We start from the raw sequence: 20,547 nt of genomic DNA on the forward strand, positions 1-20,547 counted from the left end.
TCAGACTCAGCGCCGAGCCGCCCTTTTGAGGGTGGCTTTCACCATATCGCCAAGGCCACCCTGCCGGATCGACCGGCATGATAGACTGGAAGCTCCATGACGACCAAGACCCGTTCCGCCTGTCGGTCACGGAAGTGATCAGTTCCCACACGGCGCCTTTCGACGCTCTGTGATCGAAATCAAGACCGCGCTGCCGGACGTCGTGCCGCAACGCGACGCCGATAGAGTTTCCTGCGTCTTCGACTTCCTCACCGTCCATTGGCGTCGCGTCCTACGCTTGCACTACGGTCCTATTTCGCGGACTGCCCGTTATTCCGCAACGACAAATTTGGCCTGAAGCTCGCGATCAACAGTCCGTTCTTCGCCGAGATCAAGATCACGTTTGAATCCAATGGGCGAGACCCCGTCTCACGTTTACCGGAAGGCACGCCCTGGCGGTCCTCCTCTCGCAGCCGATCAGATGACGCTCTCCGGGCGGCCATGGGGCTTCGGTTCGTATCCATGAGATCGCCTCTTTCGCAGCAGTTCAAGGAAGAGGTTGCCAGCCTCCTCCTCCGGCGTGAAATGATGCACTCGGCTATGACCACCGGTGCCAAATGCGACCCCATCGGCGGATAAGACAGACCTCGCCGAACAGATTCGGCTCAATCGACATAGAATAGTAACAGGCCATGTTTTTGATGGGGGCCCTGCGTTCGACGTAGAGCTGATTTGGCTGGATGATAATGACAGGCAGAACCGGACACGGCGGATTAATATTAGATGGGATGGCAGACCGATGATCCGGGCGATCCGCCTGCGGCGGACGTCTCAATTCACCTCGCGAACGAAGCCCGCAAGCGGGTCTCCGCCGTTCCCGGTGACGATGCTCTGGCAGCGATGCATCGTCGTCGCTTGGCGTCGAGGGCGTTGATTAGCGCTGCGTATTGTCGGCAAACTGCGACGGCATCAAGATCTATCCGACACCCGCCCGGCCTGTCTGGCCGGTTGGCGGACGCAGCCCCGACTTCCTCAAACACGACGGAGAGGCGGAACGCTTTGCACTATGCCCGCATTCTTCGGGCATGCGCTGAGGGTGGTAATCCTCTCCTGCGTTGCGCTAGCCGTTGCCTCGTTCGGATGTTATTGATATCTCACCGTTTCGGTCACCGACATTCCGACACCTCACGACGACGGCCCGCTTCAGCATCTTCCACGAAATCGGTCTGGTCGCCATGTTATAGCAGTTGCGCGTTAGCATAGGTGGTCAAACTGATTTGGTCCGAGAGCAGGATAGGCTAACGGTATACCGTGCCGTTTCGCCCGCGGGGCGCAGTCGCTTTGGCGCGGCGATGATGCTCAATATGGCGGACGTACGCTGGCGATCAGTTGGGGAAAAATCGACGGTAATACCGCCCGTTTGTACGCAGATGCCTTACCGCAAAGGAAGGGCATCGCCGCCATTGGCGCGTCCTGGTGCGTCAGAACAACCGATTTGGGAATAGGCGAATGGGCTGAGCAGCAAGATGGCAATCCGGTGTCAGTCGTGACAGGCGTATCCATTTCTAAGCGAACGGGTTTTTTGGCGAATAAGCGAATCGGTGATGCGGAAAGGCCATTGTGTAGACCGCGATTTATACGATTGCGCAAACCTTCCTGTCCCCGAAAGAGTCTATCGGCTAGCACTACTTTGGCAGATTGGGGCAAGGCTGGTTTGAGATGATTGTGCTCTCTTCGTTGGGAGCGCGATATGGCAGATTGGGATACGGAGCTTTCAGCATTTTTGCAGCCATTTCTGGACAAGCTCGAACACAAGAAGCGACGACAGATGTGCCCGCTTTACGTCTCTGGGCTCATTGGACCGGGTGACCGCAAGAGTATCGAGCCGATGGCGGAACGGTTTGCTCCAGGCCAGTACGACCGCCTGCACCATTTCATTTCCGATGGCCTTTGGGATGCTGTTCCTCTTGAGACTGAGCTTGCGCGACAGGCAGACAGGATCGTTGGCGCGTTAGATGCGTTTCTGGTGATCGATGATACCGGCCTTCCCAAGAAAGGCGACCACTCAGTCGGCGTCGCGCCGCAATACGCTTCGATGCTGGGCAAGAGGGCAAATTGCCAGACGCTGGTGTCGGTGACGCTTGCCCGAGACGAGGTTCCTGTTCCGGTTGGCTTGCGTCTGTTCCTGCCCGAGGGCTGGACCAGTGACGAGGATCGAATGGCAAAAGCTGGCGTTCCCGAGCCGATACGCAAACCGCGCACCAAGCCGGAGATCGCTCTTAACGAGATCGATCGGTTGATCGTGGCTGGTGTCCGGTTTGGCACAGTGCTGGCTGATGCAGGCTACGGCCTGTCGGCTACGTTCCGAAAGGGGCTGAGTGAACGTGGCCTCACCTGGGCGGTCGGTATCCCCAAGCATCAGAAGGTTTATCCCGATGATGTCGGATTGATCTTTCCCATCTCCGGTCATGGTCGCCCACGCAAGCATCCGATCCCCGACATTCTGTCGGTTGCCTCGGAGACGATCCTGACGCATGCAAGCTGGAAGAAGGTCAGTTGGCGGCGTGGCACAAAGGGCCGCCTGACGGCACGCTTTGCAGCATTGCGCGTCCGGATCGCCGACGGCACGCCGCAACGCATTCTTGATAAGGGACAGCAACACATGCCGGGCGAGGAAGCCTGGTTGGTTGGCGAATGGCGATCAAACGACGAGCGTAAATACTACCTGTCCAACTTGCCGGCTAACGCCACGTTGAAAGCGCTGGCCGCCGCCATCAAGGCGAGATGGGTTTGCGAGCAAGCGCATCAGCAGATGAAAGAGGAACTCGGCCTCGACCACTTCGAAGGCCGATCATGGCAAGGGCTACATCGGCACGCTCTGATGACGATGATCGCCTACGCCTTCCTCCAGCACCAGAGATTGCAGACTGCAAAGCGGGAAAAAAAAGAAGCGACAAGCACGCAAGGGGCCGCCTGAACCCACCCTGCCTGCTATCCGTCGAGCCGTCATCAGCGCACTCGCCACGCCCATGACCACAATCCGATGTCCCCACTGCAAAGCGCACATTCGAACCGCAGAACCAGTTCTGCCAAAGTAGTGCTAGTGCGCGAATCGGCGATCAAGCAAAATCGCCCTTGCGCGAAAGAGAGTTTGGGCGACTAAGACGTCGAGCGTTTTCAATTTATCGGCTAAAATGACATCCCTGAATTTTCGGCGCGGGTGCGTCATCGTAACCTGCTCTCACTCCAGTCGCCGCATTTCGGCACCCACCCTGCCGCAGAATTGCCGGACCGCGCGATTCCGAGCGACGCTAGTACCGATAAGTTCCGGTTTCGACAGGCTCATGTCCCGAGAGCGCTACAATCACGCCGGATCGCATTTCCCGGCCGCTCAGCAAAGTCGGCGCCAGCACCATGCCGAGGCCGGCGACACAAGCATGGTACCAGTTTAATGACCTCAACCACGAGCAAGCCCAAAGGCGTACCGATGCTGAAGAAACCCTGGCTGTTTGCGACGTATACCCCACCGCTTGTTCGGCAGCCGAGAAACAGCGACTTAAGTCTGAAATAAGCAGCCTTAATAGTTTCAGATGACAAAGGCTTTGGGTCGGGCGCTGTTGGCGGGCCCGCTGCTGCGCTCGGAGCAACTTCTGTGCAGGCAAAGAGGCGGTCTCGGCCATAGTTGCGACTTGCGGCTCAAGCGCGAAGAATTTCGCCGTCTCCCGCAATGGAGTTTATGATACAGCTTCGACAACGAAACATTGGTGTCCAGATTTACAGCTGAGGATTGACGGGCGATTTCTGGGAAGACGTCATTTAAACTCGGCGGGACGGAAAACGCCGGCGGTGAGGTCCGCATCCAGGGTGAGATTAAGCGTTGCGACCATAATCCACTCACCCCCCCGATCAGCTACCCCGAGCAACAAGTCGAGATCCGGCTCGGTCATCGCGAGTGTCGGGCGGCAGTCATGGTCGAAGAGGCTGGCGGCCAGCGCACGCTTTTGTCTTTGAGCACGTCCATTTTTTCTTCAATCGGGTCGGCGGCAACCAGCCGGTAGACGAAGATCGGCTTAGCCTGGCCGATCCTGTGGGCCCAGTCGAGAGCTTGTTCCTCGACCGCCGGGTTCCACCAGGGATCGTAGAGGATCACTGTATCAGCGGCCGTCAGGTTCAGTCCGACACCGCCGGCCTTAAAGCTTATGAAGAAGACAGGCATTTTTTCATTTGGAACGACATTACCTGCGCTGCACGATCGATGGTATCGCCGGTGAGCAAGGCATAGGCGATGCCCGCGTCGTCTAGTCGCTTCCCGATCAACTCCAACATGAAGTGAACTGGGAGAATACGATGACTTGCGGCCTTCATCGATCAGATTGGCGACCAACTCGATCAGCTGTTCGAGCTTGGCCGACTCAAAGGCACTTGCCGATAGCTTTTTCGGTTGCGTCAGTTTCAAGAGGCGCGGATCGCAGCAGGCCTGACGCAATTTCAGCAGGGCATCCAGAATGACGATATGGCTGGGGGCGAGCCCTTTCTCGGCGATTGCCGCCTGAACTTTTACATGCATCGCTAGCCGGATGGATTCGTAAAACGTCCGCTGACCTGCAGAAAGCTCTACTTTTTCGGTTATAACGGTTTTTGGCGGCAATTCGGCCGCCACCTCTTCCTTCGTTCGCCGCAGCAGAAAGGGCTTGATACGGGTTGCTAACAGCCGCGAGCTGGCCGTGTCACCCTTCTTTTCGATCGGCGTCCGCCACTGACGGGTAAAACTCTTCAAATCGCCGAGAAACCCCGGAGCAATGAAGTGAAACAGCGACCATACTTCGCCGCGGTGATTTTCCAGCGGCGTCCCGGTTTAGGCAAAAGCGATGCGGCGATTTTAGCCCATGTACCAGCTTCGTCGTCGCGGCATTTGCGTTCTTGATGACCTGCGCCTCATCAAGGAAGATCATGTGCCAACCGCGCTCGGCAAGGATGGCTTGGTCGTGTGCCAGCAGCGGATAGGTGGTTAGCATAAGATCAACAGCCTCAAGGCTTTGGAAATGCTCCTTGCGGTCGGCACCTTGCAGAACGAGTATGGATAATCCCGGCGCAAATTTTTCGGGTTCCGTCGCCCAATTGACCATGAGGCTGGTGGGAGCGACGACTAGAACGCGGGTCGATAGTCGCCCAGTGGCTTCTCGATGGCGATCAGGCCCAGCGCCTGGACCGTTTTTCCGAAACCCATATCGCCCGAAAGCATGCCGCCAAGCCCAACACCCTTGAGAAACGCCAACGATGCCAGCCCGTGCGCCTAATAGGGCCGCAATGTCGCATTAAGCCACGGCGGCAGGTCGACATCAGGAATGCCGTCGTGGCCGCGTAGCTTTTTCTCCAGCGCAAGCACTCTTTGACCGCCCTGCCAGACGGCGCCGGCGCCGGCGGCTCCCTCCAGATCGGCAAGGCTTGCAGCATCAAGCGACGACAACCGCAGTCGCCCGTCCGCACCACACCTCCAACCAGATTGAACAGATCGAACAACGTCCTGATGAGTGGCAGTATGCTGCCGACAGGAGCAGCCAGCACCTTGCCGCCTTGTAGCGGCAGGAACAGCGGCTCATGCTCTCCCAGGAGATCCAACGCTGACTGGAAAACCACGGACCGCATAACGCGCAGCTGGCCGGAAGGCCGAAATGTATGCGGCAGATGCGGCAATCATCACAAAAGATGAGTGGTCATCCGCGCGAGTTCATCGCGGATGATGCATCCACGGGGCCATTTGGCCCACCGCACCCGGAAAATAGAGGTGTCCAATTGGGCGGATCAAAGCTTGGCCGACCCGTGTCCTTGGCTGCCGCCTGAACGAAGCTGGTGTCGTAAGATCAATGTCGTCAACAAAAGCTTCGATGAAACGAACCGGGTTGTCCGGCCCTATGCTTTAAACATCGCAGGGTGCACTCAGCGAGAACGGCAGCGGGATTTACCATCAATCTGCAGGGGTCGGTGATGTAGAATTAGCACGTCTCGTCAGAAACGTTGCAAATACAACGGCGCGCGAAAGACTCAGTGTGCCCATAGTGCTTTTAGTCTGATATCTCGGACGCAGCCAATGAGTGGCCTCGTATTTCTAAAAACCTGTATTTTTAAAACTTTGATGGACAGTCGATTGATCGGGTCGACTTGCACATTCAAATGCATTGCTGATGGGGATTGCATGACTTTAACGGCTTTAAATAGAGCATTTTCAGTGCGGGCGTTGGCATCCACGCTGCTGTTTTCATCAACCTTATACGGGTATTCCAGCCTCGCGCAGGAGCAGCAGGCCGCTCCGGCAAACACAAATGGCCAGCAGACGACCACTGCGGCCCCACCTGCACAGCCGGCACCCGCGCCCCAGGCCCGCGTCCAGAAATTCGACGACTGGTATTACCGCTGCATCGACGGCAAGGCTGCCGATGGCGCTGCGACAACGAACTGTGAGGTCGCGCAGATTGCGACGGTAAAGCAGGGCGACCAGGATGTTAACGTACTGACGCTTGCCATCGCCAAGGCAGATGTACCGGCCACATCAGGCAAAAAGGGTGCAAAGCCGCCGGCAAGTGATCTCGTTCTCACCGCCCTTGTGCCGCTCAACATGTATCTGCCCTCTGGGCTAAGCATCGACGCGGCCGACAAGCCTGTGGTGCAACTCGCCTACCGCAATTGCACTCAGGCCGGCTGCTGGTCTCAGCAGAAATTGGACGCCCGCATGATCGCGGCGTTTTCCAAGGCAGCCGATGGAACCGGGCACGTGCAGATGATGAATGGGCAGAAGGTCAACATCAAATTCTCGCTGAAAGGATTGTCGGCGGCTTTGGATGCTTTGCAGAAGACTGATACTCCCTAAGGCAAGAGGCAGACAGAGTTATGAAGTCGGCCCGGCCCCCACCAGCTGCTCACCGCCGCAATCTCGTTTTGACCGCCAGCGCCCTGCTGACGGCAGCTCTTGCCGTATCGCCGGTCGCCGCCCAGACGCCCAATGACGACTTTGCGCGCCGGCAAGCGCAAGAGGCTGAACAGAAGCGCCTGGAGACCTTGGGACAGATGACGCCGAAGCCCGCGCCGGCAGGGCCTCAGCAACCAACACCATCCAGCAGTCAGAAGCCTGGACCGTGCTTTGCGATCACCCATGTCGAGGTGGATGGAGTGAAGCAATTTTCTGCTGCTGCCATTGCCAAGGTCACGGCATCTTATGCGAACCGCTGTGTCGGCATGGGCGAGATCAACGGACTGCTGCGCGACCTGACGCATCTCTACCTCGACAAGGGCTTCGTAGCCTCGCGCGTCTACGTGCCCGCACAGGATATCGCCGGGACCAAGATGCTGCGTCTGGTCGCCGTCGAAGGTACGCTGTCGGATATTTACATCAACGGCAAACCAGCCCCCGGCTCCGGCGTATTGGCGACTGCCTTTCCCGGCATGAAGGACAAGATCACCAACCTGCGTGATATCGAGCAGGGTCTCGACCAGATCAACCGTCTCCCGTCCAACAACGCCAAGACAGCCATGCTGCCGGGCAAGACGGATGGAACCACGATCCTCAATATCGAGAACAAGCCGGACCATCCCTGGCACCTGTCCTTCGGCAATAACAATCTCGGCCAGGAGCAGACGGGATATTCCAAGTCATCGGCCACGGTCGGCTATGACAGCCTTTTTGGCATCAACGATCAATGGAACTTTTCCTACGAGCATAGTGGCCCGGACTATCCATGGCCTGATGACGGTCAGGGCCGGAGCAACAGCTATTCCGGTAATGTCAGCGTCCCCTACGGCTATTGGACATTGTCGCTGAACGGTTCCTGGTATGGTTACGACAGCTCCGTCCCCGGCAATTTCGGTCCGCTGGAAACGTCTGGTACCAGCAAACAGGCCGGCATCGGCGCAGACCGGGTGATTTTCCGCGACAAGGATTCGATCACGACGTTCAATAGCGGCCTGACCTATAAGGAAACCAATAATTTCCTGCTCGGAAACAAGATCGAGGTCGGCAGCCGCAGATATACGGTCGGCGATCTCGGTATTTCGCATTCGCGCCGAATGTTGGGAGGGCTCTGGGTCTTCGACCTGTCCTACAGCCAGGGGCTCAATCTCTTTGACGCCGTAGGGCCGGGCGACGTCGGGGCAGGGGACGCAGATCCCCGGTTTTCCAAATTTACCGGCACCATCACGATGACCAAGCCGTTTGAGCTCGCCGAACAGCATTTTGAGGTCAACTCGATCATCACTGGACAGTATTCCCCGGACAATCTGTTCGGCGCCGAACAATTCTCGATTGGCGGATATTCCAACGTGCGTGGCACGCGCGAGACCATGCTTTACGGCAATAACGGCTTCTTCGTCCGCAACGATCTGGCCTGGCGCACACAGCCCTTCGCCAGTCATGCGGAGCTTGTAAAATTATTTGGCGAGTTTCGTCCCTATGTCGGTCTTGATTATGGGCGCATCCCTTCGCAATCACGCTACCGCATCGAGGGTGGCGACATGTTTGGCTGGACGGTGGGCGCCAAGCTCGCTGGCGGCCATGTCAATTTCGATATCGGCTATTCGGACATATTCGGCGGAACGGTTGACCGGCACAACGCCGGGCTTCTGTTCGCCAGCACATCCGTGAGGTGGTGACCATGACTGATCGCATCAAGATTTTGGGAAGCGCTGGCTTTTCAAAGCGCACCAGGCAAGGTTTTCGTGTGATCGCCGGACGATCGCTTGCGATGCTCTTGAGCGGCCTGCTGGTTTTCCAGCCGATGCTGGCCAATGCCCAGTCTGTCTCCGCTGCAGGATCAGCCCCCGCAGCCAATCAGCCCGGCGTCGGGACAGCGCCGAACGGTGTCCCGCTCGTCGATATCGTCACGCCGAACGGGACCGGTCTCTCCCATAACAAATACGACAACTACAATGTCGGCACGCCTGGCCTCATCCTCAACAACTTCAATGGCGAGGTCGGCACATCGAACCTCGGGGGGGTCACGCCGGGCAATCCGAACCTGAAGACTTCCGGTCCGGCCTCCGTCATCCTCAACGAGGTGACGAGCGGCAATCGCTCGGCGCTCAACGGTCCGACCGAAATCTTCGGCGGCAGGGCGGATGTGATCATCGCCAATCCGAACGGGATCACGTGCTCGGGCTGCGGTTTCATCAACACCCCGCGCGCGACGCTCACCACCGGGGTTCCAGATATCGGGGCTGACGGTCGTCTGACAGGGTTCACCGTCAATGGCGGCGATGTCACCTTCGAAGGGGCAGGGGCAAATCTTGCGGCTGCCCCCGGTGCCGTCGACCTGTTCGACGTCGTCTCGCGCCAGATCCACGTCAACGCGCCGCTTTATGGCAAGACAATCCGACTGACGGGCGGCGCCAGCAAATACGACTACGCCACAGGCGAGGCAACCGCGCTGACGGCGACCTCCGGCACACCGGAATATGCGATCGATGGCTCGGCGCTCGGCGCCATGCAGGCCGACCGCATCAAGATCGTCGTCACCGAGAAGGGTGCCGGCGTCAAGATGAGCGGCGACATGGCCGCCAATGCCGGTGAACTGTCCCTCTCGGCTGACGGCAAGATCTCGATCGGCAATGCGTCGGCACGCGATGGCGTGACCATCACCTCGAAACACCGGGTCACCGCTGCAAAGGTTGCATCGAAGCAAAAGGTCAATGTCCAGGCCGACGAGGGCATCACCTTGCAGTCGGTTGCGGCTGACAGCGATATTGCCCTGGTGAGCGGAGCCGGCCTCATAAGCGTGGTGGAAGACGTCACCAGCGGCACGGCCGTGCAGATGAGTTCCGGCGGCGGCATTGCTGCCGGCAGCGTCACCGCTGGCAATGGTGCGGCAACGCTTGTCGCCACCTCCGGCGATATCGTGATCGCAGGTGCTGCCAACAGCGTCGGTGATCTCACTCTGACCGCGACGGCTGGCTCGCTGTCGGCCGCTTCCCTGTTAAGCAACGGCAACATCGCGCTGAATGCCGGGCTGGATATTGCTGTCGCCGGTAACGTGCTGGCTGAGCGCAATCTCACTGCCGCCGGTCGGTCAGTCTCGACGGGCATGGTCGTCTCGGGCATCGATATCGATGCTACCAGTGCCGATTCGAACGGCAACGTGGTTCTCGGCTCCGCTGGCAATCTCAGCCTGACGGCCACAGGCGGCAATATCGCGACGGGCAACCTTCTGTCTGCCGGAGCGCTCACTTCAACGGCGGCCGGCACCATGACGGCCGGCAGCCTTCAGTCGACCACCGATCTGACGGTGGCTGCGACGTCGCTGACATCAAGCACGGTGATTTCCCACGGAACGCTCACTGTCGATGCATCGACCAACGTTTCCGGCCAGATCTTTGGGAGCAGCAATGTCCTGATCTCGGGCGCCACCATTCAAGCCGGCGCCATCGTATCCGGCGTGGATTTTGCGGCAACCGCTGCGGCCAATGGCAATCTTGTGGTTGGCAATGCCGGCGATATGACGTTGCAGGCCTCTGGCAGTCTGTCAGCAGATACGCTGCTTGCGGCAGGAACGATGTTTGCCACGGCCGCAGATCTCAACGTCGGGAATGTGACCGGCCACCAAGTCGTCACCCTGTCCGGCAGCTCCAGCCTCACGGCCACCGGCCAGCTTCTCGGAGCAAAGGAGGTCTCGATCTCTGGCGGCTCGGTCTCCCTCAATCAAGTCATCAGCGGTCTGGACTTTGCCGCAACACAAGCCAATGGCGGCAATGTCACCTTGGGCACGACCGGTAACCTGTCTCTACAGGCCGCCGGTCAGCTCTCGGCAAATGCTTTGCTTGCGGCCGGAACCATCACGGCGACAGCCGCGGATCTCAGCCTCGGCACTGTAACAGGGCATAACGACGTCTCGCTTTCGGGCGGTAACAACCTGACCGTCACTGGCCAAACCCTCGGGGCCAACGATGTTTCGTTGTCGGGTGGCACGATCTCGACCGGCCAAGTCGTGACGGGTGTTGATTTTGCTGCGATGGCGCAATCCTCGACCGGCGCTATCGTCATCGGCTCAGATGGTGACCTGACGATCAATGCCGTCAGCGCCACCAATGGCAGTCTCGGCAGCGCCACGACCGGGGCGCTGCTGGTCGCCGGCGATCTCAATATCACGGCCGGGTCATTCGCAGCGTCCAACGTCACCGGTCATGGTGCCGTCACCGTCGATGCCGCCGCCAATGTTTCTGGAACGCTTCTGGCAGCAGGCAATGTCGCAATCACCGGCTCGTCCATCACGGCGGGCAGCCTTGTCTCTGGCGTCGACTTTGTCGCTACAAACCAATCTACGGACGGTAGCGTTGTGCTCGGCTCAACTGGCACACTCACCCTAGAAGCCACCGCAGGCAATATCAACGCGTCCAATCTGCTGGCGGCCGGCGGGATCGGCGCCACGGCGAGCGGTGACATCGGTAATATAACGCCCGTCAACGTTATTGCCCATCAGAACCTGACGATGACCGCCGGCGGCACAATCGCTCTGGCCGGCCAATCCATGGCAGCAGACAGTGTCAACCTGCAAGGTCAGTCGATCTCAGTCGCTAGCCTGGTGTCAGGCGTCGATTTCGCTGCGACGCGTGCCTCAAGCACCGGCGCGCTGATGCTGAAACAGGGCAATGCCCAATCAGGCACAATGACACTCACGGCCACAAATGGCGACATAACCGCCAGCAATGCGCTGCTGTCCGGTGGCAACCTCTCGGCAACGACGAGCGGCGGTATCAGCTATGCGCTGCTGCAAAGCCTTGCCAACGCCTCGTTGAGCGCGCCGGGCACCATCACCTACACGAACAACAGCAACGTCACCGGCAACCTTACGATAAATACCGGTACGATCGATCTCTCGGGAACACGCGGCGCCAAGCTGGCTGTCGGCGGCACGCTGTCGATCACGGCCACATCCGCAAACCTCACCGGCAGCAGCCTCGTCCTCGGCGGACTGGCGCTCGACCTCAGCGGCCAGGCTGATTTGACCGGTGCGGCCGTGAAGACGGCCATGAATGCCGGCGGCTCCGGCGATATTGCCATCACTGCAGGCAGCCTTGCCATCAGCGACACGACGACGCTGCTGGCCGCCCATGACCTGACGCTCACCCTTCCCACCCTCTCCAACAGCGGACAAATTGCCGCTGCCAACAATCTGACGATCAATACCAGCGGCGATCTGACCAATACATCGACCGGTCTTCTCTATGCCGGTCGTGACGCTTCTCTCCTTGTCGCGGGGGCGCTGACCAACGATCAGGGCGCCATTCTCGCTGGCAATGACCTGACGATTGCGGGAAGTAACCTCAGCCAACGCAACGCTGCCACCACCAACATCTCCGGCCTCATCCAGGCGGGTGGTGACATGTCTATCCTGACCTCCAATCTCGTCAACAAGCGGTCGACGACACCAACCTGGGTAACCGGTCAGCTGGTCTCATCGGGCAATGTCGTCGGCACCTTCGTGCTCAACCCCGATGTCGCCGGCAAGCCGTTTGCCTATCTCGAAACCAGCGACCAGAATATCCACCAGCTTTACCCCGGTGTTGATCCGCCGGCCTGGCAGGACTACGAGCCGCTGCTCTGGTCTCAGGCGACGCTTGCGGATGGCACAAGCTATCATGCCTGGACCTGGACCTCCGCCAACGGGCCGACCGCAGTTGGACCGATCTACGACTGGATCAAGGCCCGTGTCCCGGTCGATGCCAACGGCACCCCGGTCCTCGACCCCACCAACCCATCCAAGTACTTCATCGTCGACCAGGTCATTCGTGGCGGGGTCGCCGACACCAGCACGACCTATACCTGGGATCCGACCAGCAATCTCAGCCAGTCGGTTTACGAAGACAGGTTTACGAGCACGCTAACCCCCGAAGCGGTGATCCGATCCGGTGGCAATCTGACCATCGATGCGACCAATCTCACCAATTCCTACAGCAGGATCGAAGCGGGTGGCAACGCGACGCTCTCAGGGTCGACACTCACCAACGAAGGGGTCGTCCTCAATCGCACCACGATGACGACCTGCAACGCCCAGAGCGCCTGTACAGCTTACAATGCCGATGGCACGGCCGATCCATCGCGCGATATCGCCAACGGATCATCTGTCGTATCGGGTTCGCAGGTCATTGGCGGTGCGGCTGGTACCCTGAAGGCAGCCGGCGCGCTGACCCTCAACTTTGGCACGGTCAACAACACATCCCTTGGTTCGACCAGCGGCAGCGCGGCCGTCAGTACGCCTTCGACATCGAGCGATCCGCTATCTGCCTTGAGCGGCCTGACTGCAGGCGGCGCGCTGTTCACGGTCAATAGCGCGCTCTCCAATGTGGCTGGCAACAGCGTGCCGACCGCCGGTGGCGGCCTGACCGCCGCGCTTGGCAACCTCACCCAGATCTCGCCAGCAAATGTCGCGCAGCTCGCTGCACTGGCAAAGCCGCAATCCGGTGGTGTCGGCGGCACGATACCCGGCCAGGCCTTCATCTTCGAGACCCGAGCAGCCTTCCTCGACGTCTCGAAGTTCTACGGATCGAGCTACTTCATCAGTCGGGCCGGTTACGACCCCGAGACCAGTATTCCGTTCCTCGGCGACGCCTATTTCGACAACCAGCTGATAGACACGCAATTGCGCCAGTTGGTCGGCGACGGGCTCGGAAACGGTTCCTTCATTCCAGGCAACAGTGCCATCGAGCAGATGAAGACCTTGCTCGACAATGGGGCTGCCTACGCCGAGGCCCATGGTCTGGCCTTCGGCCAGGGGTTGACGACCGAGCAGGCGGCCAATCTGCAGCAATCCATCGTGCTTTACCAGACGCAGACCGTGAACGGGGCCCAGGTGCTGGCTCCCGTCGTCTACCTGTCGGCTGCCGACCGGGCCAAGGCAGGGTCTGGCGCCGGCGCGATGATCGCTGGCAACTCCGTCAATCTCAACGTCGGCGACCTCAACAATTCCGGCGCGGTCGCCGCCGCCGGCGGCCTTAGCATCGCTGCCAGCTCGATCAAATCCACCGGCACCTTCTATGCCGGTGGCAACGCGAACCTGACCGCTTCCAACGGCATCACGCTTGCCGCCCAGACGATGACCATCGGCGGCCAGAACGTGGTCAACACGAATGCGGGGGTTTCGGCGGGCGGTAATCTCTTGCTCGCCGCCAATAACAGCGATCTCAATGTCAATGGCGCCAGCGTCAAAGCTGGCGGATCGGCTCAGCTCTCCGGCAACAATGTCAACCTCGCTGCGGTCAAGGTCGATAATGGCGGGCAACAAAATGCCACAGGTGCACGGGTCACCGCTGGCAGCAATCTTGCCATTGCCGCTAATAACGATGTCAATGTCATCGGCTCCTCTGCCAAGGCCGGCGGCGATCTCAATATCAAGGCCGCGAGCGGCGCCGTCAACGTCGTCTCGACCGATGTCGCGCGCAAGACGAACGATGGCTACACCAAGGCCTCCGGGACCGATCAGCAGGCGTCGCAGCTGACGGCCGGCGGCAATCTCGGGATCAGCGGCAACACCGGCGTCCTGATTTCAGGCTCGGATCTGTCGGCCAAGGGTGATGTCGGTCTGAGCTCGAACGGCGACATCAACGTTACCACCGCGCAGAGCCAGAGTGCCTCTGTCTTCGGAAAGAATTCGTCATCGTCGATCACGAACAATGGCTCCACCATCACCGCCGGTGGTGATCTCGTCGCAAAATCCAACAACGACATCAACGTCATCGGCTCGACGCTGGCAGCCGACGGCATGCTCGGCCTGCAGGCGAAAAACAACGTCACCATCGCCGAAGCCACCGATGGCTATACGCTCGACACCAAGAGCTCCAGCAAGAAGAGCGGCTTCTTCGGATCGACCAAGAAGGACGCTGGCGGCCATCTTGAGACGACCACGGCGGCAGGCTCAACCCTCTCCGGCAAGGATGGTGTGACGATCCTCTCCGGCGGCGATACCACCGTGTCGGCATCCAAGGTCACCGCCGGTGATGCCACCCATGCCTCGGATCTTAATATCCAGACCGGTGGCAACCTGATCGTCACCTCGGCCAAGGATACCGAGACCGAGCATGATAGTTCGAAGAGCAAGGGTTTCTTGCGCAAGGGCAGCTCCAGCTATGACGCCTATAACGAGACGACGGTCGGCTCTGAGCTTTCCGCCTCCGGCGATGTCAATCTCGACGCCGGCAAGGCGGCCGTCATCGTCGGCTCGAAGGTCAATGCCAATGGGTCGCTCAATGTTTCCGGCGAAAGCGTCAGCATCATCGGGGCTCAGGAGAACCATCAGTCCGACAGCCAGCGCAAGGACTCCGGCCTCTTCGTCGGTTCAGGTGGCGGCTTCATCTCGCTTTACGGCAAGAACGAAAAGCAGGGCGCACAATCCTCGACCGACAATGTCGGCTCCAAGCTATCGGCCGGGCAAGACGTCAACCTGACGGCGCGCGCCACCGATCTCAACATCATGGGTTCGCAGGTCACCGCCGACCGTGACATCAACCTGTCGGCGGCCCGTGACGTCAATGTCACGCCAGGGGCAGAAAGTGCGGCGCAATCCGAACAGCAGAAGAAATCCGGCTTTGGTCTCGCCTTCTCGTCCGGCAATGGCGGCTTCTCGCTCGGCATCGGCGCCCAGTCGACCAAGGACAGTTCGGCCCAGCAATCCGACACAAATGCCATGTCGGCGCTGTCAGCAGGTCGCGACCTCAACATCTCGGCCGGCAACAATGTCAACCTGCAGGCGACCAGCGCGTCTGCCGAGCGTGACGTCAATCTTTTTGCCGGCAACGACATCAACCTGCTCTCGGCCAACGATGTCACCAATTATGAGGAGATGCATGAGAAGACCTTTGCCGGTGTGACGCTCACGGTGTCGAGCCAGGTTGGCCAGGCAGCTCAGAGCATTATGAACTCGGCCGAACGTTTGTCGGACAGCGGCGGCGTCAATGCGGTGACGAACACGGCCATCGCCAGCCTTGGCTTTTACCAAGCCTACAAGGATCTGACGGGTGTCTACAGCCAATATCAAAAGTCCGGCGACATCGGTGTTAACGTCACTCTGACGGTCGGGGCCAACCATCAGGAAAGCCAGTCCTCATCGTCCACCTCGACACCCGTCATCACCGACATTCGTGCTGGTCGGTCGATCTCGATGGAGGCAGAGAACGGCTCGATCACAAGCGATGGTGCGCAGATCCTGGCCGGCTACGACAAGAACGGCATCCCGACGATATCCGGAGACCCTCTCACTGGCGATATCTTTCTGTCGGCGACCAACGGCGACATCAATCTCAACGCCGCGACAGGCACGACGGACAGCGCGAGCAGCAACTCCTCCTGGAGTGCTGCGGTCGGTGTCGGTGCGACTTTTGGCGGCGGAGGCAAAGGCACCAAAGATCTGGGTCTGGTTGCCAATGCGGGCTACGGTAAGGGCAGCGCCGATACCAGCGGCCTCAGCCACACGAACACTCACGTCAATGGCACTGGCGACATCACAATCGTCACCAATGACCTGACGCTGCGCGGCGCCACGATCACCGGTAATTCGGTCACCGCCGACGTCAAGAACCTCACGATCGAAAGCCAGGTAGACACCGCCAAGGCCAAGGCCGACCAACTCAGTCTATCGGCCCAGACCGGCTTCGGCTCGACTAGTGTCTCCGGCGTTACCCAGAAGGCCAGCGGTGACGCGGTTGTGGTCACCGAGCAGTCCGGCATTCACGCCGGGGCAGGTGGCCTCGATATTGATGTCAGCGGTCATACGTCGCTCATTGGCGGTTTGATCACCAGTGAGGCCGGGGAAGGACGCAACAGCTTCTCGACCGGGACACTTACGGTCGCCGATATAGATACCCATTCAACCTGGAAAGCCGACACCTACGGCGGCTCGATCGGTACTAGCGGCATAGTGCCAGCGCCGCCGGTGAAGGCCAGCGAGAATAAGACTGGTCAGGCACTCTCGGCCATCGGTGGCAATATCCCGATCACCATCACCGATCCGGCGCGCCAGACACAGGATATCGGCACGATCCGTCGCGATACCGACAACACCAATACCTCTCTGCCCGGCCTGCCGGACCTCGAGCATATCCTGCGCGACCAGTACAAGACCCAGGCTGACCTGCAGGCTGCTCAAGCCACAATGGCTGGGCTAGTCGGGGATATTTCCAGCGAGCTGTACAAGCAGGCTCTCCAACGTGGAGACGACGCCGCAGCTGATCTTTGGAAGGAAGGTGGCGAAGGCCGCGCGCTGCTACATGCGATCGGCGGCGGTATCCTCGGCGGAGTGAATGGTTGGGAGGGGGCAATCAAGGGTGCCCTCGGTGCAGGAACTTCGTCAATGCTTACACCGGCGATCGCCGCCCTCGTCGAGGGTATGCTGAAGGACAGCACCCTGTCGGATCAAGACAAGCAGACGCTTGCCAATCTGATCGGAACAAGCCTCAGTTCAGCGGTTGCTGGCGCCGTCGGCGGCGGAGAAGGAGCATCATACGGCAGCGCGCAGTATCAATTTAATTATCTCACGCACAAGGAACTTGATGAGGCCAACAAAGAGCGTGCTGACCTTCAAAAGAAGATTGCCGATTGCCAAGCATCCTTGGGCAACGGCTGCTCGGCTCAAACGCTTTCTGGTCTCGAAGACAACCTGCAATTCAGCATAGCCTACTACCGGCAGCTCTCTGACGCCAATAACGCGTCCTTAGTAAAGGCCTGCGCGGCATCCTTTTCCAGTGCAGCCTGCGTAGCTGGCAGAGCCGATCTTGCAAACGCTGTCGACGAGGAATCAGGGCTCCAGCAACACGTTCTTGGCACAAGCTCTGTCAATACGCCGGATGCTTTGCTGCTCGGCGTGCTCAGCGATGTGGCCGCAGGCCATATTGCATCCGATCAAATTGCCGCTCAATACCAACAGGCGCTGACTACGCACCAGCAGATAACAACTGGAGTGGCTGCTCTGGCCGTGCTCGTTGCTGTGGGCGTTACGGTTGGTCCGGAGGTGTATGCCTACTGCGCAGCGAATAGCGCCGCATGCGCGAACACGGTCACGGAGCTTCTGGATTGTACGGCAACCATCGCCTGCACGAGCACCGCCGGGGGTGTTTTATCGGCTACAGCGGCGACAAAAGTCGCCGGCGAGCTTGAGCAGTCTGCTGCCGCTGCAGCAAAAGCGGCTGGCACCCGTACGATTGTCGCATCTGATGGCACAACTGTTATCGTTCCTGCTGGATATAGGCCGCTGACCTCTGCTGGAGCCGCCAATGATGTGGGGGGTCTTCCGGAAGGTTTTGTCAGGGTCGTTGATGATGCAGGCAATATCGCCATCGCGGGACCGAACGGGGCGATTTATACTGATGTTGCTACTGCTCAGAGGGCGGCGGTTGCATCCAATAACGGTGGGAAGCTCCTCTGGGCAAGCTGGAAAGATTACCCTAAAGTGACAGTAGAGGGGAGAGAATATGCGCAGATTGGTGACCGCCTTTATACGCGTCATGCTGTTGATCGAATGCAACCAAGTGGGCTTGGTACACCTGTAGGCTCCGACGGTCCGGGCCGAAACGTTACCCCTAACATGGTTGAGGAGGTTATCGCCGGCGGCTCCAGATTGAGCACTACTGTAAATGGCGTTCTCCGCACAACATACACATCTGGAAATGTTACGGTCGTGACTGAAGATAATTCTAGAACAATAGTTACTATTTTGAGGAATAGCTCGCGATGAGCTCCAATTTAATTTATCCAGCCACAATAAGTGAGTTGAAGACCGCATGCTCCAAGCACCTAGAGGGGCAGGTCTCCGCTGATGAACTGCAACGGGCGATCCAAAAGGGAGAAATGGTAGTTGTTGCCATTGAAGAAAGCGATATCCGTGAATTTCTCACTGACCTCGAAGGGCGATTAGAACTAATTAAATTCACCGTAAATGACGATGAACAGCTTGCGGAAACCCAGAAAATTGCAAAACAAGCTCTCAGTTGGCTTGTGAAACGGGAACATGAAGCCCTGGATGAGGTCTATCCTGGCAAGCGCACACCTTTGATAAAGGCGCCAAAGCCATGAAATACATTCACTATGCCAAGAGCGGCCCAGTCACCCGCAAAAACCCCTGGTCCTAAGGCTCCGCTCAACCGCACCCGGCATGCCATGCTGTGGATCGCTCAGTATAATTTCCGGATCCCAAAGAGGATGGGCGACGAATTTTAGTAGCAATGCCTCTGGGGCTGGCCAAGGGCGGGATTTGTCGGCGCAGCAAGGGACCAAGCCTGCAGATAGTCGAGATCCGAGGTGAGGGCGCGCAAGGAGTTGGCACCCATCCCTTCATTGACCAGATGGCGAAGAGTATTGAAGTCCTCATCCGAGAGGATTTCAGCGAGCTCGTCCCGTCGCCCCATCGGCAGGACGGGGGTCGGTTCCGGTACGGGGCGAGATGACCCCGTAAGGCCAACTGCGATGTCCCAATTGAACCCTCGTGTATTTTGGTGCCGGAAGCCCTTGATTTGCAGGGGTCGATTTTTGTCCAGAACAGACTTTAGTTTATCTGGGACAGCTCGCATTTGGCCGCTTCGCGCCACAAGCGGTCATTCTTTAGGCGGTAGTTCAAGGCCGTTCGGCAGTGAAATCCAAATAACGGTCTGCGCCTCTGGCGAGTGACGCGAGAGGTGTCCCTTGCCGTGGGTGTCCGCGACAAGCACGAAGCTGCCCGCCGAAACTTGGCGCACCTCGCCATCGCTGGTCTCGTACTCCACAGAACCATCAAGCCGTACTGTCAACACAGGCTCCGGTACTCCATGCCACGCGACTTCTCGCATCCCTGCGGGAATATGGGCAATGCGCACCCGAGAGGCCGGGTAACTGGCTGTGACATCGAAGGGTACAGCGTCGGGGTGAACAGGCCGTGCGGTCGTTGGCAAATCGATCTCATCGAAATGAGACTCACCATCCGTTGAGGCGTAGATGCGCAGGCACTTCATTGATGGTTCCCTTATGAGAGAAGTAATGGGCGTGGCAACGGATGCGGAATACGACGCACACCATGAAAGTTCTATGACAGCGAACGACCGCTTCGGGCCAAAGGCTGACTTCGCTCGTTAGAGTGTCATTTCGCCCTCAGCCTGAACCGACCCCAACCAGGCGATTCCGGTCATCCAAGGCGACCGACATGCGCGTACAAGCAACCTGTACGCGTCACCTCCGATAAGGGATACTTATCGAAGGTGACTAGAGTAGTTATGATTAATAATTGATTACAGAAGTGAATGCCGGGTTCGGTGCCGCCAAATGACATGTGTCTTGTAAAATCAAATCACTAGGCGCCGGGAATTCGCGTAAATGACGTTTGAATTCGGGTGACGACCCTCGGAAATGTGCGGGGAGGGGACCTTGTGGAAGAATTCGTAGGCCGCGAGATCAAAATGCTCGTCGCTGCCCACTACCGCGACCGTCCAGAATTCTGACGTCGCACCGAACACTGTCGACACCTGAACGACCTCGGTGTCGCGGGGCTCTGCAACCGACCCACCTTCCACCGACAGGCGACGCGCCCAATAGAAGCGGTTCGGTTCCAGTTGGTCGGTGCCGATCGTGTTCAT

At 58.9% G+C, this 20,547-nt stretch carries 11 protein-coding genes and 3 pseudogenes; 5 read left to right on the forward strand and 9 right to left on the reverse strand.

The genetic code is table 11. The annotated features are described in order from the left end of the window. Positions 1 to 456 precede the first annotated feature (456 nt). Positions 457 to 727: pseudogene (locus J5274_RS22315) on the reverse strand (WGR domain-containing protein). A gap of 1,002 nt (positions 728 to 1,729) precedes the next feature. On the opposite strand from J5274_RS22315, the pseudogene J5274_RS22320 reads away from it, so the two are divergent. Further along, positions 1,730 to 3,142: pseudogene (locus tag J5274_RS22320) on the forward strand (IS701 family transposase). A 649-nt stretch (positions 3,143 to 3,791) separates the two neighbouring features. Here the strand turns inward: J5274_RS22320 and J5274_RS28960 are convergent. From J5274_RS28960 to J5274_RS28980, 5 genes are read right to left on the reverse strand one after another with little or no spacing between them, the layout of a single operon-like run. Continuing rightward, complete coding sequence (locus tag J5274_RS28960; protein ID WP_257623463.1) at positions 3,792 to 3,926, reverse strand: hypothetical protein; 135 nt, start codon at positions 3,924 to 3,926, stop codon at positions 3,792 to 3,794. Continuing rightward, the gene (locus tag J5274_RS28965) at positions 3,923 to 4,822 is read right to left on the reverse strand and encodes a DEAD/DEAH box helicase (protein WP_307877435.1); all 900 of its coding nucleotides are present in this window, start codon (positions 4,820 to 4,822) and stop codon (positions 3,923 to 3,925) included. The genes J5274_RS28960 and J5274_RS28965 overlap by 4 nt, the downstream gene beginning before the upstream one ends. After that, the gene (locus J5274_RS28970) at positions 4,707 to 5,105 is read right to left on the reverse strand and encodes an SNF2-related protein (protein ID WP_257625481.1); all 399 of its coding nucleotides are present in this window, start codon (positions 5,103 to 5,105) and stop codon (positions 4,707 to 4,709) included. The genes J5274_RS28965 and J5274_RS28970 overlap by 116 nt, the downstream gene beginning before the upstream one ends. Positions 5,106 to 5,125: 20 nt before the next feature. Next, positions 5,126 to 5,254: a hypothetical protein gene (locus tag J5274_RS28975; protein ID WP_257623461.1), complete on the reverse strand. Its 129-nt coding sequence runs from the start codon at positions 5,252 to 5,254 to the stop codon at positions 5,126 to 5,128. An 18-nt stretch (positions 5,255 to 5,272) separates the two neighbouring features. After that, positions 5,273 to 5,446: a hypothetical protein gene (locus tag J5274_RS28980; RefSeq protein ID WP_224128877.1), complete on the reverse strand. Its 174-nt coding sequence runs from the start codon at positions 5,444 to 5,446 to the stop codon at positions 5,273 to 5,275. 621 nt (positions 5,447 to 6,067) lie between these two features. Between J5274_RS28980 and J5274_RS22330 the strand changes: the two genes are divergently transcribed. Genes J5274_RS22330 through J5274_RS22345 form a run of 4 tightly spaced genes read left to right on the forward strand, consistent with a single transcriptional unit; the run spans position 6,068 to position 19,018 of the window. Then, positions 6,068 to 6,844 carry an invasion associated locus B family protein gene (locus J5274_RS22330; RefSeq protein WP_224128879.1) on the forward strand — a complete coding sequence of 259 codons (777 nt, stop codon included), beginning with the start codon at positions 6,068 to 6,070 and terminating at the stop codon, positions 6,842 to 6,844. A gap of 20 nt (positions 6,845 to 6,864) precedes the next feature. Further along, positions 6,865 to 8,619, forward strand: coding sequence for a ShlB/FhaC/HecB family hemolysin secretion/activation protein (locus tag J5274_RS22335; protein ID WP_209206971.1), 1,755 nt, complete (start codon positions 6,865 to 6,867; stop codon positions 8,617 to 8,619). Positions 8,620 to 8,621: 2 nt separating this feature from the next. Continuing rightward, positions 8,622 to 18,680 carry an S-layer family protein gene (locus J5274_RS22340; RefSeq protein ID WP_257625691.1) on the forward strand — a complete coding sequence of 3,353 codons (10,059 nt, stop codon included), beginning with the start codon at positions 8,622 to 8,624 and terminating at the stop codon, positions 18,678 to 18,680. Further along, entirely contained in the window at positions 18,677 to 19,018 is a 342-nt protein-coding gene (locus J5274_RS22345) for a hypothetical protein (RefSeq protein WP_209206969.1), read from the forward strand. The genes J5274_RS22340 and J5274_RS22345 overlap by 4 nt, the downstream gene beginning before the upstream one ends. 39 nt (positions 19,019 to 19,057) lie before the next feature. On the opposite strand, the pseudogene J5274_RS28985 reads toward J5274_RS22345, so the two are convergent. The 3 genes and pseudogenes from J5274_RS28985 to J5274_RS22355 form a co-directional block, all read right to left on the reverse strand. Next, positions 19,058 to 19,359 (reverse strand): annotated as a pseudogene (locus J5274_RS28985) (integrase); the annotation flags it as partial. A 177-nt stretch (positions 19,360 to 19,536) separates the two neighbouring features. Further along, the gene (locus J5274_RS22350; RefSeq protein ID WP_219275120.1) at positions 19,537 to 19,929 is read right to left on the reverse strand and encodes a hypothetical protein; all 393 of its coding nucleotides are present in this window, start codon (positions 19,927 to 19,929) and stop codon (positions 19,537 to 19,539) included. Between the two features lie 327 nt (positions 19,930 to 20,256). Next, positions 20,257 to 20,547, reverse strand: a complete 291-nt coding sequence (locus tag J5274_RS22355; protein ID WP_219275122.1) for a hypothetical protein — start codon at positions 20,545 to 20,547, stop codon at positions 20,257 to 20,259.

It is taken from the genome of Rhizobium sp. L51/94, assembly GCF_019355555.1.
In the GTDB taxonomy this organism is placed as follows: Bacteria; Pseudomonadota; Alphaproteobacteria; order Rhizobiales; family Rhizobiaceae; genus Rhizobium; species Rhizobium rhododendri.